Source organism: Microbacterium esteraromaticum (assembly GCF_014084045.1).
In the GTDB taxonomy this organism is placed as follows: Bacteria; Actinomycetota; Actinomycetes; order Actinomycetales; family Microbacteriaceae; genus Microbacterium; species Microbacterium esteraromaticum_D.
The window spans coordinates 553,967-567,919 of record NZ_CP043732.1 but is presented as its reverse complement, the minus strand read 5'-3'; the positions used below and the strand labels follow the sequence as shown (position 1 = coordinate 567,919).

The 13,953-nt window shown below is 70.2% G+C and carries 18 protein-coding genes; 12 read left to right on the top strand and 6 right to left on the bottom strand.

Features of this window, described 5'->3' with window-relative positions; translation table 11 throughout:
- The first annotated feature begins 65 nt into the window (after window positions 1-65).
- From phnC to FVO59_RS02785, 5 genes are read left to right on the top strand one after another with little or no spacing between them, the layout of a single operon-like run.
- The gene (phnC, locus tag FVO59_RS02805; RefSeq protein ID WP_182254430.1) at window positions 66-878 is read left to right on the top strand and encodes a phosphonate ABC transporter ATP-binding protein; all 813 of its coding nucleotides are present in this window, start codon (window positions 66-68) and stop codon (window positions 876-878) included.
- Window positions 875-2,608: a PhnE/PtxC family ABC transporter permease gene (locus FVO59_RS02800; RefSeq protein WP_182254428.1), complete on the top strand. Its 1,734-nt coding sequence runs from the start codon at window positions 875-877 to the stop codon at window positions 2,606-2,608. The genes phnC and FVO59_RS02800 overlap by 4 nt, the downstream gene beginning before the upstream one ends.
- Complete coding sequence (locus tag FVO59_RS02795) at window positions 2,605-3,747, top strand: TIGR03364 family FAD-dependent oxidoreductase (protein ID WP_182254426.1); 1,143 nt, start codon at window positions 2,605-2,607, stop codon at window positions 3,745-3,747. The genes FVO59_RS02800 and FVO59_RS02795 overlap by 4 nt, the downstream gene beginning before the upstream one ends.
- The gene (locus tag FVO59_RS02790; RefSeq protein ID WP_182254424.1) at window positions 3,744-4,445 is read left to right on the top strand and encodes a phosphonatase-like hydrolase; all 702 of its coding nucleotides are present in this window, start codon (window positions 3,744-3,746) and stop codon (window positions 4,443-4,445) included. The genes FVO59_RS02795 and FVO59_RS02790 overlap by 4 nt, the downstream gene beginning before the upstream one ends.
- A 1-nt stretch (window position 4,446) precedes the next feature.
- Window positions 4,447-5,568: an alcohol dehydrogenase catalytic domain-containing protein gene (locus FVO59_RS02785; protein WP_259363394.1), complete on the top strand. Its 1,122-nt coding sequence runs from the start codon at window positions 4,447-4,449 to the stop codon at window positions 5,566-5,568.
- A 22-nt stretch (window positions 5,569-5,590) separates the two neighbouring features.
- On the opposite strand, the gene FVO59_RS02780 is transcribed toward FVO59_RS02785, so the two are convergent.
- The 4 genes from FVO59_RS02780 to FVO59_RS02765 form a co-directional block, all read right to left on the bottom strand.
- Entirely contained in the window at window positions 5,591-6,331 is a 741-nt protein-coding gene (locus tag FVO59_RS02780) for a YidC/Oxa1 family membrane protein insertase (protein ID WP_182254417.1), read from the bottom strand.
- Between the two features lie 65 nt (window positions 6,332-6,396).
- Window positions 6,397-6,681 (bottom strand): DUF6412 domain-containing protein, encoded by a 285-nt coding sequence (locus FVO59_RS02775; protein WP_182254415.1) that lies wholly within the window; start codon window positions 6,679-6,681, stop codon window positions 6,397-6,399.
- A gap of 99 nt (window positions 6,682-6,780) precedes the next feature.
- Window positions 6,781-7,341: an FHA domain-containing protein gene (locus FVO59_RS02770; RefSeq protein ID WP_259363393.1), complete on the bottom strand. Its 561-nt coding sequence runs from the start codon at window positions 7,339-7,341 to the stop codon at window positions 6,781-6,783.
- Window positions 7,342-7,403: 62 nt separating this feature from the next.
- Window positions 7,404-7,817, bottom strand: coding sequence for a CBS domain-containing protein (locus FVO59_RS02765; RefSeq protein WP_182254413.1), 414 nt, complete (start codon window positions 7,815-7,817; stop codon window positions 7,404-7,406).
- 183 nt (window positions 7,818-8,000) lie between these two features.
- Here FVO59_RS02765 and FVO59_RS16340 point away from each other — a divergent pair, with 183 nt between their 5' ends.
- Both FVO59_RS16340 and FVO59_RS02760 read left to right on the top strand, forming a co-directional pair.
- On the top strand, window positions 8,001-8,123 hold the full coding sequence (locus FVO59_RS16340) for a hypothetical protein (protein WP_259363391.1): 123 nt from the start codon (window positions 8,001-8,003) through the stop codon (window positions 8,121-8,123).
- On the top strand, window positions 8,120-8,803 hold the full coding sequence (locus FVO59_RS02760) for a DUF6766 family protein (RefSeq protein ID WP_182254411.1): 684 nt from the start codon (window positions 8,120-8,122) through the stop codon (window positions 8,801-8,803). Before FVO59_RS16340 ends, FVO59_RS02760 begins: the two co-directional genes overlap by 4 nt.
- A gap of 44 nt (window positions 8,804-8,847) precedes the next feature.
- On the opposite strand, the gene FVO59_RS02755 is transcribed toward FVO59_RS02760, so the two are convergent.
- Entirely contained in the window at window positions 8,848-9,159 is a 312-nt protein-coding gene (locus tag FVO59_RS02755) for a DUF7882 family protein (protein ID WP_182254409.1), read from the bottom strand.
- Between the two features lie 69 nt (window positions 9,160-9,228).
- Here FVO59_RS02755 and FVO59_RS02750 point away from each other — a divergent pair, with 69 nt between their 5' ends.
- From FVO59_RS02750 to FVO59_RS02740, 3 genes are all read left to right on the top strand, one after another.
- Window positions 9,229-9,552 carry a DUF7882 family protein gene (locus tag FVO59_RS02750; RefSeq protein WP_182254407.1) on the top strand — a complete coding sequence of 108 codons (324 nt, stop codon included), beginning with the start codon at window positions 9,229-9,231 and terminating at the stop codon, window positions 9,550-9,552.
- A gap of 98 nt (window positions 9,553-9,650) precedes the next feature.
- On the top strand, window positions 9,651-10,610 hold the full coding sequence (locus FVO59_RS02745; RefSeq protein ID WP_182254405.1) for a TIGR03557 family F420-dependent LLM class oxidoreductase: 960 nt from the start codon (window positions 9,651-9,653) through the stop codon (window positions 10,608-10,610).
- Window positions 10,607-12,253, top strand: a complete 1,647-nt coding sequence (locus FVO59_RS02740; protein ID WP_182254403.1) for an alpha-amylase family protein — start codon at window positions 10,607-10,609, stop codon at window positions 12,251-12,253. The genes FVO59_RS02745 and FVO59_RS02740 overlap by 4 nt, the downstream gene beginning before the upstream one ends.
- Here the strand turns inward: FVO59_RS02740 and FVO59_RS02735 are convergent.
- A complete protein-coding gene (locus FVO59_RS02735; RefSeq protein WP_182254401.1) occupies window positions 12,202-12,441 on the bottom strand; it encodes a hypothetical protein in 240 nt (79 codons plus the stop codon). The genes FVO59_RS02740 and FVO59_RS02735 overlap by 52 nt on opposite strands.
- Before the next feature lie 207 nt (window positions 12,442-12,648).
- Between FVO59_RS02735 and FVO59_RS02730 the strand changes: the two genes are divergently transcribed.
- A complete protein-coding gene (locus tag FVO59_RS02730; RefSeq protein WP_182254399.1) occupies window positions 12,649-13,533 on the top strand; it encodes an SDR family oxidoreductase in 885 nt (294 codons plus the stop codon).
- Window positions 13,530-13,838, top strand: coding sequence for a hypothetical protein (locus tag FVO59_RS02725; protein WP_182254397.1), 309 nt, complete (start codon window positions 13,530-13,532; stop codon window positions 13,836-13,838). The genes FVO59_RS02730 and FVO59_RS02725 overlap by 4 nt, the downstream gene beginning before the upstream one ends.
- The last annotated feature ends 115 nt before the right edge of the window (window positions 13,839-13,953 follow it).

Sequence of the window (13,953 nt, the reverse complement as noted above, 5' to 3'; positions counted from 1 at the left end):
GAGATGCGGGGGCGTCACGTTCTCACGTGGCGCCCCCAGCCCGCCCGCACGAAGAGAGAACAGACATGAGCCCTGAAACCGTCGTCCGCATCGACTCGCTCACCAAGCGCTTCGACTCGACCACAGCGCTGTCCGGCGTCGACCTCACCGTCGACCGCGGTGAGATCGTCGTGCTGCTCGGCCTCTCCGGCTCGGGCAAGTCGACCCTGCTGCGTCACATCGACGCCCTCGAGACCCCGACCGGCGGCCGCGTCAGCGTGCTGGGCGAGAACGTGCCGGCGCTGCGCGGCCGAGCCCTGCGCCGTCTCCGCAGCCGCGTCGGCTTCATCTTCCAGCAGTTCGAGCTGGTCGGCTCGCTCTCCGTGCTGGAGAACGTGCTCGCGGGCTCGCTCGCCGGGCTCCGCGGACCTCGGCTCGGGCTGTTCGCCTATTCCCGCGCGCACAAGCTGCGCGCCCTCGGGCATCTCGACCGCGTCGGTCTGCTCGACCGCGCGTACCAGCGCGCCGACACCCTCTCCGGCGGTCAGCAGCAGCGGGTGGCGATCGCCAGGGCTCTCATGCAGAATCCCGAGGTGCTGCTCGCCGACGAGCCCGTGGCCTCGCTCGACCCGGAGTCGAGCTCGCAGGTGATGGCGCTCATCCGCGAGATCGCCGCCGACGACGGACTGACCGTGCTGTGCAGTCTGCACCAGGTCGACCTGGCCATCGACTGGGCCGACCGCATCGTCGGCCTGCGTCACGGCGAGGTGGTGCTCGACACCACCACCTCCGGCCTCGACAAGGCGCAGGTCATGGAGATCTACGGCCGCGTCGCCACCAGCACGGCCGAGATCCAGACGCTCGAGGCCGAACTGAGGGTCGCGGAGCCCGTGGCATGACGATCGCCGCCACGCGCCCCGAGTCCGCCGCCGGCGCACCCGCCCACGGCGACGACATCTTCGCTCGCGCCCCGCGTCGGCGTCTCAGCCCCGAGCGCATCTGCGCCTCGCTGACGCTCGCGGTCATCGCGGTCGTCGCGGTGATGTCACTGATCGACCTGCAGATCAGCCTCGCCAGCATCGGCGACAGCCTCGGCAACGCGCAGAACTTCTTCGCCCGGGTCGGCGGGCTGCGGTTCCCCGAGCCCGCCGAGCTGCTCGAGCTCACCGTGCTCACCGTCGGTCTCGTGCTCACCGGCACCCTGCTCGCCGCTGCGCTCTCCGTGCCCATCGCGTATCTCGCGGCATCGAACACGACCCCGCACCACACGCTGCGCGGGGTCGCCCGCTTCATCGGCGTCTTCACCCGTGCGCTGCCCGACGTGGTGCTCGCGATGGTGTTCGTGCTGATGTTCTCGCTGGGCACGCTGCCCGGCATCCTCGCGATCGGCATTCACTCGATCGGCATGATCTCGAAGATGTTCGCCGACGCGATCGAGCAGATCGACGAGGGTCCCCGCCTCGCCATCCGCGCCGCGGGAGGCACCCGCTCGCAGGAGTTCTTCGCCGGCGTGCTGCCGCAGGTGCTGCCCAGCTGGGTGGCCACCGTGCTGCACCGCAACGACATCAATCTGCGCGGTTCGGTCGTTCTCGGCTACGTCGGCGTCGCGGGGCTCGGTCTCGAGATGTCGCACGCGTTCAAATCGCTGAACTACGGACTCGGTCTCGGGTACGCCCTCGTCATCTTCCTGCTCTGCGTGGCCATGGAGATCATCTCCAGCGCCGTGCGCGTGTCGATGCTGGGGGAGAAGGATGCAGGCAAGGGCGTCTTCGTGCGGCTGCTCACCAGGAAGAGCCGCACGGCACACGCCGCGCCGACGACGCGCCGGTTCGCGAGCGTCGAGGAGGCACTTCACCGACCGTGGACGGCTCAGCGGGTGCGCAGCGCCATCGCGGGCTGGATCGCGGTGCTCGTCGTCGTCGCCTCCGTGGTCGTGAGCGAGATCGTGTGGAGCGACCTCCTCACCTTCTGGGTGCGCATCCCCGAGGTCGCCGCCCAGTTCTGGCCGCCGGACTTCGGCAGCTACGGCTTCGAGGTCATCGGCGCCGCGATGCTCGACACGATCAGGATCGCCCTCGCAGCCACGCTCATCACCCTGGTGCTCTCCCTGGTGATCGGCTCGTTCGCCGCGCGCAACGTGGCACCGAACCGCGCCACCCAGGGCGGGTTCCGGCTGCTGCTGGTGATCATCAGGGGCATCCCCGAACTGATCCTCGCGATCGTGCTGATCATCATCACGGGCCTCGGTCCGCAGGCAGGCACCATCGCGCTCGCGATCGGAGGGATCGGGCTGCTCGGCAAGCTCATCGCCGACTCGTTCGAAGAGGTTCCGCGCGGACCGGAGCGCGCGCTGCTCGCCACCGGAGCGACCCGCCTGCAGATGTACGCCGCGGCGACCTTCCCGCAGGGCTCACGCGCCCTGATCGGGCACACCTTCTACATGCTCGACACCAACGTGCGGGCGGCGACCCTGCTGGGCATCGTCGGGGGCGGCGGCGTCGGCTACTACCTGCTCAACGCGGGCCAGGGCTCGAACTACCCCCTCGTCGCCAGCATCGTGATCATGATCCTGGTCACCGTGCTCGCCGTCGAAGGCCTCGCGATGTGGATGCGGAAGGTGTTCCGTTGAGCGCGGCGCGGGCCGACGTCGTCGTCGTCGTCGGATCGGGCATCGTCGGTCTCGGCGCGGCGTATGCGTCGGTGCGCCGCGGGCTGAGCGTGATCGTCGTCGACCGCACCGAGACGCCGGTGGGCTCGAGCATCCGCAACTTCGGCCACCTGTGCATCGGCGCTCAGACGGGCGAGGCGAGGGAGTACGCCGACCTCGCCCGCGAGCTCTGGCTGCGCCTGGCGACGGATGCCGGATTCTGGCTCCGCGAATCCGGCACCCTCATCGCCGCCAGGCACGACGACGAGCTGGCCGTGCTCGACGCGGCGACGCGCGACGGCCGCGGCGACATCCGCCTGATCGACGCCGACGAGGTGCTTCGCCGCGCTCCGCTGCGCCCCGAGGCGCTGCGCGGCGGTGCCGTGATCGCGCCCGACCTGCAGGTCGACCCGCGCGAGGCCGTGGGCGCCATCGTGCGTCACCTGGCATCCGCCGGGGTCGGCTTCCGCTTCCGGACGTCGGTCACGGCCGTCGTGCCGGGCCGGATCGAGACGACCCGCGGCCCGATCGATGCCGGCCAGGTCGTCGTCGCGGTCAACCACGACATCGATCAGCTGATGCCCGAGATCGCCGAGCGCGTCGGCATCGTGCGCTGCACGCTCGACATGATGCGCGTCGCGGCCGACCTGCCTGGCCCGCTCGAGGCGCCACTGCTGACCGGGTGGTCTCTCGTGCGCTACGGCCGCTTCGCGGCCCTCGACGAGACCGCCGCCCTGCGCCGCAGGCTGCATGCTCAGCGACCCGAGCTCGCCGCGCTCGACCTCAACCAGATGTACACGCAGCTGCCCGACGGCTCGCTGATCCTCGGAGACTCGCACGCCAAAGCAGTCCAGCCCGGTCCGTTCCAGCCGGAGGCCGCGTTCGAGTCGTTCCTCGACGAGGCGGTCGAGCTCTTCGACGTCGACCGCGTGCGTGTGCTCGAGCGATGGCAGGGCGTGTACGCGTCCGGCCCGCAGGAGTTCCTGCGCGAGACGCCCGCAGACGGCGTCATCGTGATCGCCGCCACCACAGGCATCGGCATGACCTGCGGACTCGGCCTCGCCGAATCCGCCATGGCCGACGCACTCATCCCCACCACCCTCACGGAGGCTCTCTCATGACCAGCATCGAACTCGTCGTCCTCGACATGGCAGGCACGACCGTCCTCGACGACGGCGTCGTCGAGCAGGCGTTCCAGCGCGCAGCCGAGCGCACCGGCGTCGCCGACCGGATGCCGTGGGACGACGCTCTGCAGTACGTGCGAGACACGATGGGACAGTCGAAGATCGAGGTCTTCACCCACCTCTCCGGCGGCGACCGCGCCGCCGCCGAACGAGCCACGGCCGCGTTCGAGAGCGCCTACGACGAGATCGTCGCAGAGCACGGAGCCGAGGAGATCCCCGGCGCTCGCGCCGCGATCGAGCGGCTCAAGGCGGACGGCGCCCGGGTCGCGCTGACCACCGGCTTCGCTCCCGTCACGCGCGACGCGCTGCTGGATGCCCTCGGCTGGCGCGACCTGATCGACGTCGCCCTGTCTCCGGTGGATGCCGGCCGCGGACGCCCGCACCCCGACCTCGTGCTGACCGCGCTGATGCGCACGGGCACGTCGTCGGTGCAGGCCGTCGCCGTCGCCGGCGACACGGTCAGCGACGTGCGCTCGGGACTGCGCGCAGGCGCCGGCTTCGTGGCCGGGGTGCTCACCGGGGCGCACGCCGCGGACGCGCTCCTCGCCGCGGGTGCCCATGCCGCACTGCCGAGCGTCGTCGATCTGCACGACGCACTCGCCGCTCGCGAGCTGCTCACCGCTGCGGCGAGCTGAGGTGCGCCCGCTGCTCGCGCCAGCACCGTCGCTGACGCACCGCCCTGATCCGCAGGAGGAGACGCGCACCGACGTCGTGCTCCGCCCGTCGGCCGTCGCCATGGCGTTCCTCGGCGAAGGGCATCCGCACGAGACCATCGCCGTGCCCGGCGTCGCCCTCGCAGCCGACGACGTGCTCGTGGCCGTCGAGCTGTCGACGATCTGCGGCTCCGACGTGCACACCGTGCACGGGCGCAGATCCGCGCCCGTGCCGCTCGTCCTCGGCCACGAGAGCGTCGGCCGGGTGATCGCGCTGGGAGAGTCGGGCGCGGACGCCGAAGACGGCACGCCCCTGCGCATCGGCGACCGCGTGGTGTGGTCGGTCACCGTCTCGTGCGGGACGTGCGACCGCTGTGCGGCGGGGATGACGCAGAAGTGCCGCGAGCTCGGCAAGTACGGCCACGAGAGGGTCGCCCCGCATCGTGAGCTGACCGGAGCCTTCGCGAGCCACGTGCAGCTGCGCCGGGGCACGACGATCGTGCGCGTGCCCGAGGCTCTGCCCGCCACGGCGCTCGCGCCCGCCTCGTGCGCCACGGCGACCGCGTACGCTGCCGTGCGCCGCGGCGCGGCCGGACGCGACCTCGACGGCGTGCGGGTGCGGGTGTACGGCGCGGGGCTGGTCGGGCTGTCGGCGGTCGCGATCGCCGCGGCGGAGGGGGCGGTCGTCGACGTCGTCGACCCGAACGCCGCGCGCCGGCGTCTCGCGACGCGCTTCGGCGCCGAGCCGGATGCCTCCTCCGCCGATCCCGAGATCGCCATCGAGGCATCGGGACACGCTGTCGCCTCCGCGATCTCGGACGTCGCCGTCGGCGGAACGGTGGTGCTTATCGGCAGCGTCTTCCCCGCCGACCCAGTCCCGCTGGACGCGGAATCGATGGTGCGACGGATGATCACGGTGACGGGCGTGCACAACTACACCGGCGCCGAGCTCGCCGACGCGGTCGCCTTCCTCGCCGGACGGGGACGGGCGTTCCCCTTCGCCGAGATGGTCGGCACCGTGCATCCCCTCGCCGACCTCGACCAGGCGATCGCACTCGCCGCCGCGCCCGATGCCGCGCCGCGGATCGGGGTCGTCGCGCGCTAGTGCCCGCGCCGTGCCCGGCCGCTCATGCGGCCGGGAGTGGGTATCTGCGTCGCAGCGCCCACCGCTGCACGAGCGTCCAGGTCACGGTGACGACGAGATAGAGGGCGGCGGCGAGGGGCACGAACACCGCGAAGGCAGCCGTCAGGTAGTGCAGCCCGTTCACCACGCCGAGCATGGCGGGGGTGGCAAGCGGCCCGTCGGCGGGGACCTGCGGGCGGAAGACCCGCCGGGTGATGTCGGCGACGACCACGATGACGGCGAGCACCGCCGCCCAGACCAGGGCGGTCGGCGCGTCGAGGCCGGCACCGGCTGCGGCGAACAGCGATTCCCCGAGCGGCGCGCCGAACAGGTCATGAGTCAGGAGGGCGTTCGGGTGCCCTGCGATCTCGGTGCGCAGGAACAGCGTGTAGAGGATGCCGACGACGGCGGCCTGCACGGCGAGGGGCAGGCAGCCCGCCAGCGGCGATGCCTGCTCGTCGCGGTACAGAGCCATCGTCTCGCGCTGCAGCCGCTCGCGGTCGTTGCCGTGCCTCTGCTGCAGAGTGCGCAGCCGCGGCGCGAGCCTGGCGCGCAGCTGCTCGGCCTTTGCCTGGGAGACGCCGACGGGGATGAGCAGCCCCCGCACGACCAGCGTGACGAGCACGACGGCCAGGGCGGCAGCCGCCGAGCCCGCGACGGGCTCGAGCAGGGTGGAGAGGGCGAGAAGCGCCGAGTATGCGGCGTCGAGAAGAAGGGTCAGTGGAGGGATGGCGAAGATGTCCATGGGTGTCCGTTCGCAGGAGGGATGGGGTCGGCCTTCGGCCGCGCGACCCGCCCCGCGGGGACGGATCAGGCGGCGGGCGCGACGCCAGGCGCTCGCGGGCGCGGGTGGCCCGCTGCGTCCGGATCGCTCTGCGCGAGCAGCGTGGACACGTCGATGGCGCGCCGCGGATGTGGTGCCGAGCGGATGCCGGAACGAGGGGTCAGCAGCGCGAGGGCGATCGCGAGCACGGCCGCCGCGACGAGGACGGCGGCGATGCTCAGCATTCCGCCGGCGCTCAGACCGTCCGGAAGCGGCACGGCGCCGAGCGCCGCGAGCAGAACCCGCAGCAGCATCCCGATCGCCTCGATCATCGCCCCTCCTTCGCAGCCGACGCTACCATCGTCCGCCGGGAGCGCACACGAAGGGCGAGGGGGCACGGTGTCCCCTCGCCCTTCGCACCCTCCGGGGGCTCAGCCGTCCTTCACCTCGAGGCCGCCATGCGGCTCGTCGTCGCGGCGTTCGGCGATGTAGTCGGGACGCACCGGCTGCGGCGGCTGGTCGTCGAGCTCGCCCCCCTCACGACCGCCGAAGGGTCGGCCATGATCGGCGTACTCCTCGCGGCCGAACACGAGCTGCCATCCTGCGATGGTGAAATGGGCGCCGGTGCGCAGGATCTCACTGCGGTCGCCCTCTTCGCCAGGCGTGGGATTCGCATTCATCTCGCCCGCCCCGTGAAGGGTCAGCACGTACTCGTCGCGCTCATCGTGCACGATCGTGGCGTGCACGGCATCGGCATCCGGGATGCGCAGCGAGCAGTCCGAGCCCGAGCCGATGGTCACCCGATCCTCCCGAAGGGCGAACACCGTGCGGTCCTCCTCGGGGCTGGTGATGCGCAGGTGCGGATCGCCGGCGCCCCACTCGGCGTGCGTGGTGGTGGGCTGCTGGCCGTCGGACTGCTGGATCTGCTCGATCTTCTCGTCGATCGGCGGGGCGCTGCTCGCCGGGGTCCTGCCGTCGGTCTGATCGGTCATGGGGTCCTCCTCTGTCAGGGGCTGTGCGTGTCTGGCGGATGTCGTCCGGCGCTCCTCGACTGTCAGCGCGAGATGACCTCGACGGTCTCGCCGGTGGTCGACGGCTCGAGATGGCGGGCGATGTCGGCCTGGCTGATCATGCCCACCAGGCGGTGCTCCTCCAGCACGGGCACCCGGCGGATCCGGTGCTCGCGCATGAGGGCGAGCACTCTCTCGATGTCGTCGTCGGGCGATGCCATCACCGGCACTCCGTTGGCCAGCCGGCCGGCATTCGTCGTCTCGGGGTTGAGGCCTGCCGCGACCGCCTTCACGACGATGTCGCGGTCGGTGAGCATCCCCTTCAGGCGACCGTCCTCACCGCAGATGGGTAGTGCTCCGACGTCGAGCTCGCGCATCCGCTCGGCGGCGATCGAGAGCGCATCGTTCTCGCCGATGCACTGTGCGTTGGGTGTCATGATGTCTCGCGTCCGGGTCATGTTCCCGTTCCTCTCCCACTTCTCGTCCTCACCTGTTCTCGATCTTCTGCCTCGACGCTAGACAGCGCCTGCCCGGCCGCTAATGGGGTTGACAGGTGGTCAGGCGCTCGTCAACCCCGTTCCCGCCAGGGCGATGCCGCGCCAGCATCCGAAGAGGGATGGCCCGACGAGGAGGAGCCGCGGATGTCACAGCAGCACCAGCCGGGGAGGAGCACTCTCGGCGCACAGGTCGTGTTCTGGATGTGGGCGGGGACGATCGTGATCGGTTTCGCGGTCATGGTCGGCGTGATCGGAAGCGGGCGATGACGGTGCGGAGCTCGCTGCGCGACAACGGGCTGAGCCTGTTCTTCTTCGCCCTCTTCGTGCTCGCTCTGATCGGGCAGTCGGTTGCGGGACTGCTGCGCACCAACGACGAGCTCGCGCAGCACGGTCAGCCGGCCGAGACCTACCTCTCATTCGTCTTCTCGAGCGACTTCGTGGTCGATGTCGCCGAGAACTGGCAGAGCGAGTTCCTGCAGTTCCTGCTCTTCATCACGGCCACGGTCTGGCTTGTGCAGCGTGGGTCGCCCGAGTCGAAGAAGCCCGGCGACGAGGGGGTGGACTCCGATGAGAACCAGAAGGTCGGTGCGCACGCCCCCGCTGACGGGCCGCGCTGGGCGCGAGTGGGCGGCTGGCGTCGCACGGTGTACGAGAACTCCCTCGCCCTCGTGATGGGCGCGATCTTCCTCACGTCATGGCTGCTGCAGTCGCTGAGCGGCGTGGTCGTGATGAATGAGGAGAACACGCAGCATGGCGAACCCGCGATCACCTGGGGCCAGTACGTCGTGTCACCGGAGTTCTGGGATCGCACGCTTCAGAACTGGCAGAGCGAGTTCCTCGCCGTGGGGACGATGGTCGCGTTCTCGATCTTCCTTCGTCAGCGCGGCTCGTCGGAGTCGAAGCCGGTGGGGCTGGCGCACATGGTGTCGGCCGAGGAGTCGAAATGATCGGGAGCCGTGACCGAGCCGCCGCCGGCTCAGTCGCGTCGAACTCAATCGCCGTGGTCGAGGTGCTCCGGCAGAAGCCTGATGCCGCCGCTGGTGTTGGCGGAGTTCCCCAGCGCGGTGATCCACTCCGTGCTCAGCTCGGGCGGCTCCGGCGCATCGAACACGAACTGCAGCGGTATCGACGGGTGCAGCCAGATGGTCGTCCTGCCGGTCGGATCGACGGGAGGATGCTGCCAGGACAGGGTGAACGACTCGTTGCGTCGCAGCTTCATCGCGATGACGACCTTCAGGTGGGCGAGCGCACGGTCCTCGATTTCGATGGGGACCGTACTGCCGCCGTAGAAGAGCATGCCCATCTGACTAAGCTAGCCCCGGGGGACAGGGGATGCCACACGCAGTTCCGTACGTCTGAGAGGTCCACTTCCTTGGGAAAGTTCGTCTATGAAGGCTCGGTGAAGACCGAGATCGAGGACCGCGCCCTGACTCATCTGCAGCTCGTCATCACGGCGAAGCTGCGTCGCGGAGAGCCGTTCCCGTTCAGCTGGCGCGAGGACGCCAGCGTGGGCGGAGGACGCACCACTGTCTGGGTGCAGCCCAGCAGCTCGCTGGTGTTCAAGTACTTCGGCAGCCGCCAGCCGGCCATCAACCGCGCCTGGATCGAGGCTCTCGCGTACACGGCGAACACCCCGACCGGTCTGCACATGGTGCCCGAGCCGCCGGAAGACCCGAACGCGGGTGCCGAGGGCTGATCGCATCGGCTTTGCACGGGGCTGACCGGATGGTCAACCCCGTGTGCCGTCGTGCCGCCGCTGCCTAACCTGCTGTCCTCCGACGAGAGGATCCCCCAATGACTCGCATCGGGTTCCACGCCTCGCACGAGCAGCATGCGCCGGGCAGGCTGCTGCGCGATCTCACTCACGCCGAGCGCATCGGATTCGACGAGGCGATGTGCTCAGACCACCTCGCACCCTGGCTGAAGTCGCAGGGTCAGTCCGGTCACGCCTGGTCGTGGCTCGGCGCCGCCCTCGCCCTCACGAGTTTCCGCATCGGCGTCGTCACCGCGCCAGGGCAGCGATACCACCCGGTGATCCTCGCCCAGGCGCTCGCGACACTCGCCGAGATGTTCCCCGATCGCGTCTGGGCGGCGCTGGGCAGCGGTGAGGCTCTCAACGAGCACATCACCGGGGACGACTGGCCGGGCAAGGGAGAGCGAGACGAGCGGCTGGAGGCGTCAGCCGACGTGATGGCGCGCCTGCTGGCCGGAGAGCAGGTCGATGCCGACGGCCTCGTGCGAGTGCACGAGGCGAGGCTCTGGTCGCTGCCGGCCGTGCCTCCGCCCCTGCTGGCCGCCGGCATCAGCACCCACACGGCGGCGAAGGTGGCGACCTGGGCCGGCGGGCTGATCACCGTCGGCGCAGATCCTGAGGCCACCGCGCAGACCCGGAAGGCATACCGGGAAGCAGGAGGGCGAGGCGACCTGCTGCTGCAGATCCACATCAGCCTCGAAGAGACCGAGGAGCATGCGCTCGCCGCCGCACGCGAGCAGTGGGCGCAGGCGACCGTGCCGCCCGAGCTCATGTGGGAGCTGCGCGACCCGTCGGAGTTCGAGGCGCACGCCGACCCGACCGATGAGAAGCTGCGCGCCGCCGTGGTCATCGGCTCCGACACGACCGACGTCGCCGATCGGATCGCAGCCGTCGCGGAGGGGTTCGACGGGGTCTTCCTGCATCAGGTCGGGCGCGATCAGCGCGGCTTCCTCGACCGCTGCGAGCGGGAACTTCTTCCCCTGCTCAGGGAGCGGCTGTGAATCCCGCAGACACCAGCGACCTGTGGTGGCGCACCGCCGTCTTCTACTGCCTCGACGTCGAGACCTTCCAGGACTCCGACGGCGACGGGCACGGCGACTTCGCCGGGCTCACCCGGCGCATCGACGACCTCGACGCGCTCGGCGTCACCTGCATCTGGCTGATGCCGTTCCAGCCGACGCCCGAGCGCGACGACGGCTACGACATCTCCGACTTCTACAGCGTCGACCGCCGGTTCGGCGATCTCGGGCGAGTGGTCGAGGCCATCCGCGTCGCCCACGACCGGGGCATCCGTGTGGTGATCGACCTCGTCGTCAACCACACCTCCGATCGCCACCCGTGGTTCGTCTCCGCGCGTCGTTCACGCACCTCCCGGTTCCGCGACTACTACGTGTGGCGTGACAGGCCCCCGCGCAAGAAGGAGCAGCTCGTGTTCCCCGGCGAGGAGACGAGCATGTGGGAGTACGACGAGCGCACCGAGCAGTACTTCCGGCACAGCTTCTACCGGCACCAGCCCGACCTGAACTTCGCGAACCCCGAGGTGCGCTCCGAGGTCGCGCGCATCATCGGCTTCTGGCTGAAGCTCGGCGTCGACGGCTTCCGGGTCGATGCGGTGCCCTTCCTGGTGACCAGGGAGGGCATCGCCGATGAGCAGGACCCGCACTCTTTCCTGCGGGAGGTGCGCCGTTTCGTGAACAGGCGCGAGGCGTCGGCGATGCTGCTCGGTGAAGTCGGGCTCGCCCATCAGGAGCAGCTCGACTACTTCGGCGACGAAGGCACCGAACTCGATCTGCAGTTCGACTTCCTCACCACCGCGAAGCTGTTCCTTGCGTTGAGCAGACAGCAGGCGACTCCGCTCGCCGAGGTGCTCGCGAGTCGCCCCACGGTGGATGCCAGACACGGCTGGGCGATCTTCCTGCGTCATCACGACGAACTCAATCTCGGTCTGCTCGACGACGCCGAGAAGGAGGAGGTGTTCGCCCGGTTCGCTCCCGACGAGGATCAGCGCATCTACGGCAGGGGGATCATCAGGCGGCTGGCGCCGATGCTCGAGTCCGATCCTCGCCGGCTGCGCCTCGCGTACAGCCTGCTCTTCTCGCTGCCCGGCGCTCCGATGATCTTCTACGGAGAGGAGATCGGGATGGGCGAGCTGAGCACCGACCTCGGGCGAGGAGCGGTTCGAGGCCCCATGCAGTGGGATGCAGGACCGCTCGGCGGCTTCACCACCTCGACGCCGTCAAAGCTGCGCAGGCCGGTCGCGGGCGGAGCATACGCGCCTGCGCACGTGAACGTGCACGACCAGCGCCGCGATCCCGAGTCGCTGTGGTCGTTCATCGCGACCCTCGCGAGCCGATACCGGTCGACGCCCGAGATCGCCTGGGGCGACCTGCACGTGCAGGACCCCGGCGATCCGCGCGTGCTCGCGCATCAGACGACCTACGGCGATGTCACCTTCATCGCCGTGCACAACCTGTCGGCCGAGCCGGTGACCGCGCGCCTCGAGCCTCTCGCCGAAGGGCGCACGGTCACCGTTCTCTTGGAGAGCAGCGGCAGCGCCCCTCAGGGCGAGCACACCGAGCAGCTGCTCGACGGTTACGGGTTCCGCTGGTTCCGGGTCTCGCCGGACGCCTGGTCGGCCGCCTGATCGCTCTCATCGTGCACCTCGCCCTGCCGGCGGGTCTGCAGATCGGGGCGCCCCGTGACGTCCGCATCCTCCATCGGCACCTCGTCGCGGTGCGTGCGCAGGTGCTCGGCGGGGTCGGGGTTGTCGGTGCCCATCGTGTCTTCCGAGGTGACGGACTCGTCGCCGGTGCTCATGTACTCGTTGCTCATCGCCGTGTCCTTTCGTCGTGGGCATCCAGCGTGCGACGCCCGGGGCGAGCGGGGCACGCCCCTTGACATCATGCGCCGCGACGCCCTCGCGCGTGCTTCAGGCGGTGCGAACTGTCAACCCCCTGGCCAGGCCGGGGCGGGCGGGAGAGGGTGACCACACTGGCATCCGTGCCGGCACTCCCCACCGAAACTGCAGAGAGGCGCACGATGAGCGACAACACCCCGGACCCTCGCCACCAGCACCACGACGGCACCTTCCCCCCTCAGCAGCAGACCCAGCCCGGCCTCACCGGCGACACCGCGCCCACGCCCGATCACGGCGAGGAGACCTATCGGGGTCACGATCGGCTCGAGGGTCGTCGCGCCCTCATCACGGGGGGCGACTCCGGTATCGGCCGGGCCGTCGCGATCGCCTACGCCAGGGAGGGTGCGGATGTCGCCATCGTGCACATGCCCGAAGAGCAGGAGGATGCGGACGACACCCTCGCCCTGGTCACCGATGCCGGCCGTCAGGGCCTCGCCATCTCGGGTGATCTGCGCGACGAGCAGTTCGCCGAGGAAGCCGTGAACCGCGCCAGGGAGGCACTGGGGGGCCTCGACATCGTGGTGCTCAACGCGGCGTACCAGCACGACGTGGATGGCTTCGAGTCGCTGAGGACCGACGAGATGCGCCGCGTCTTCGACACCAACCTTCTCGGCACCCTCTTCACCGCCCGGGCCGCGTACCCGCATCTCGAGGAGGGAGCGAGCATCATCGTGACCGCATCCATCCAGGCCTACAACCCGTCACCGGGGCTGATCGACTACGCCATGACGAAGGCGGCCCAGGTGGCCTTCGTGAAGGCGCTGGCATCCGAAGCGGGAGAGCGCGGCATCCGCGTCAACGCCGTCGCACCGGGGCCCATCTGGACCCCTCTCATCCCCGCGACCGGCTGGGACGACACGAAGGTCGAGGAGTTCGGCAGCGACACTCCGCTGGGCAGGGCCGGTCAGCCGGCCGAGCTCGCCGGAGCGTACGTGTATCTGGCCGCAGCTGAGTCCTCGTACACCTCGGGCACCGTGCTCGCGGTGACGGGAGGTAAGGCGCTGTGACCGTCATGATCGACGACCCCATACCAGCCACCCCGCACGGGGACTGGGAGCTCACGCCCCTCGGTCGGGACAGCTGGCGCATCTGCGACCCGGCACGGCGTCACGCCGACGCCGACTGCCTGATCGCCTACGTCGACCGTTCGCCGACGGGCGTGCTGGACGTGCTCTGGCTGCGCACGCCCTGCCCGCGCACGACGCGGTTCCGCGGGTTCCGGCAGCTGTTCGAGGCGCTCGACCTCGCGGTCGCGAACGCGTCGAACCGGGCGCAGAAGCCCTCGCCCATCCCCGGGCGTCCGCCGCTCTGAGCTCTGCGGTGACCGCATGACGAAGCGCCCGGATCGTGGATCCGGGCGCTTCGCCTGTTCCATGTCCCGCACTGCACGGCTTAGGGGGAGGGGACGCACAGTGCGGGATGGGAGC

Bases quoted from the DNA above. Each gene is read 5' to 3' on its own strand.
- FVO59_RS02790 (WP_182254424.1), top strand. From the start codon at position 3,744: ATGACCAGCATCGAACTCGTCGTCCTCGACATGGCAGGCACGACCGTC.
- FVO59_RS16340 (WP_259363391.1), top strand. From the start codon at position 8,001: ATGTCACAGCAGCACCAGCCGGGGAGGAGCACTCTCGGCGCACAGGTC.
- FVO59_RS02770 (WP_259363393.1), bottom strand. From the start codon at position 7,341: ATGACCGATCAGACCGACGGCAGGACCCCGGCGAGCAGCGCCCCGCCG.
- FVO59_RS02765 (WP_182254413.1), bottom strand. From the start codon at position 7,817: ATGACCCGGACGCGAGACATCATGACACCCAACGCACAGTGCATCGGC.
- FVO59_RS02800 (WP_182254428.1), top strand. From the start codon at position 875: ATGACGATCGCCGCCACGCGCCCCGAGTCCGCCGCCGGCGCACCCGCC.
- FVO59_RS02735 (WP_182254401.1), bottom strand. From the start codon at position 12,441: ATGAGCAACGAGTACATGAGCACCGGCGACGAGTCCGTCACCTCGGAA.
- FVO59_RS02760 (WP_182254411.1), top strand. From the start codon at position 8,120: ATGACGGTGCGGAGCTCGCTGCGCGACAACGGGCTGAGCCTGTTCTTC.
- FVO59_RS02730 (WP_182254399.1), top strand. From the start codon at position 12,649: ATGAGCGACAACACCCCGGACCCTCGCCACCAGCACCACGACGGCACC.
- FVO59_RS02780 (WP_182254417.1), bottom strand. From the start codon at position 6,331: ATGGACATCTTCGCCATCCCTCCACTGACCCTTCTTCTCGACGCCGCA.
- phnC (WP_182254430.1), top strand. From the start codon at position 66: ATGAGCCCTGAAACCGTCGTCCGCATCGACTCGCTCACCAAGCGCTTC.
- FVO59_RS02775 (WP_182254415.1), bottom strand. From the start codon at position 6,681: ATGATCGAGGCGATCGGGATGCTGCTGCGGGTTCTGCTCGCGGCGCTC.
- FVO59_RS02755 (WP_182254409.1), bottom strand. From the start codon at position 9,159: ATGGGCATGCTCTTCTACGGCGGCAGTACGGTCCCCATCGAAATCGAG.
- FVO59_RS02745 (WP_182254405.1), top strand. From the start codon at position 9,651: ATGACTCGCATCGGGTTCCACGCCTCGCACGAGCAGCATGCGCCGGGC.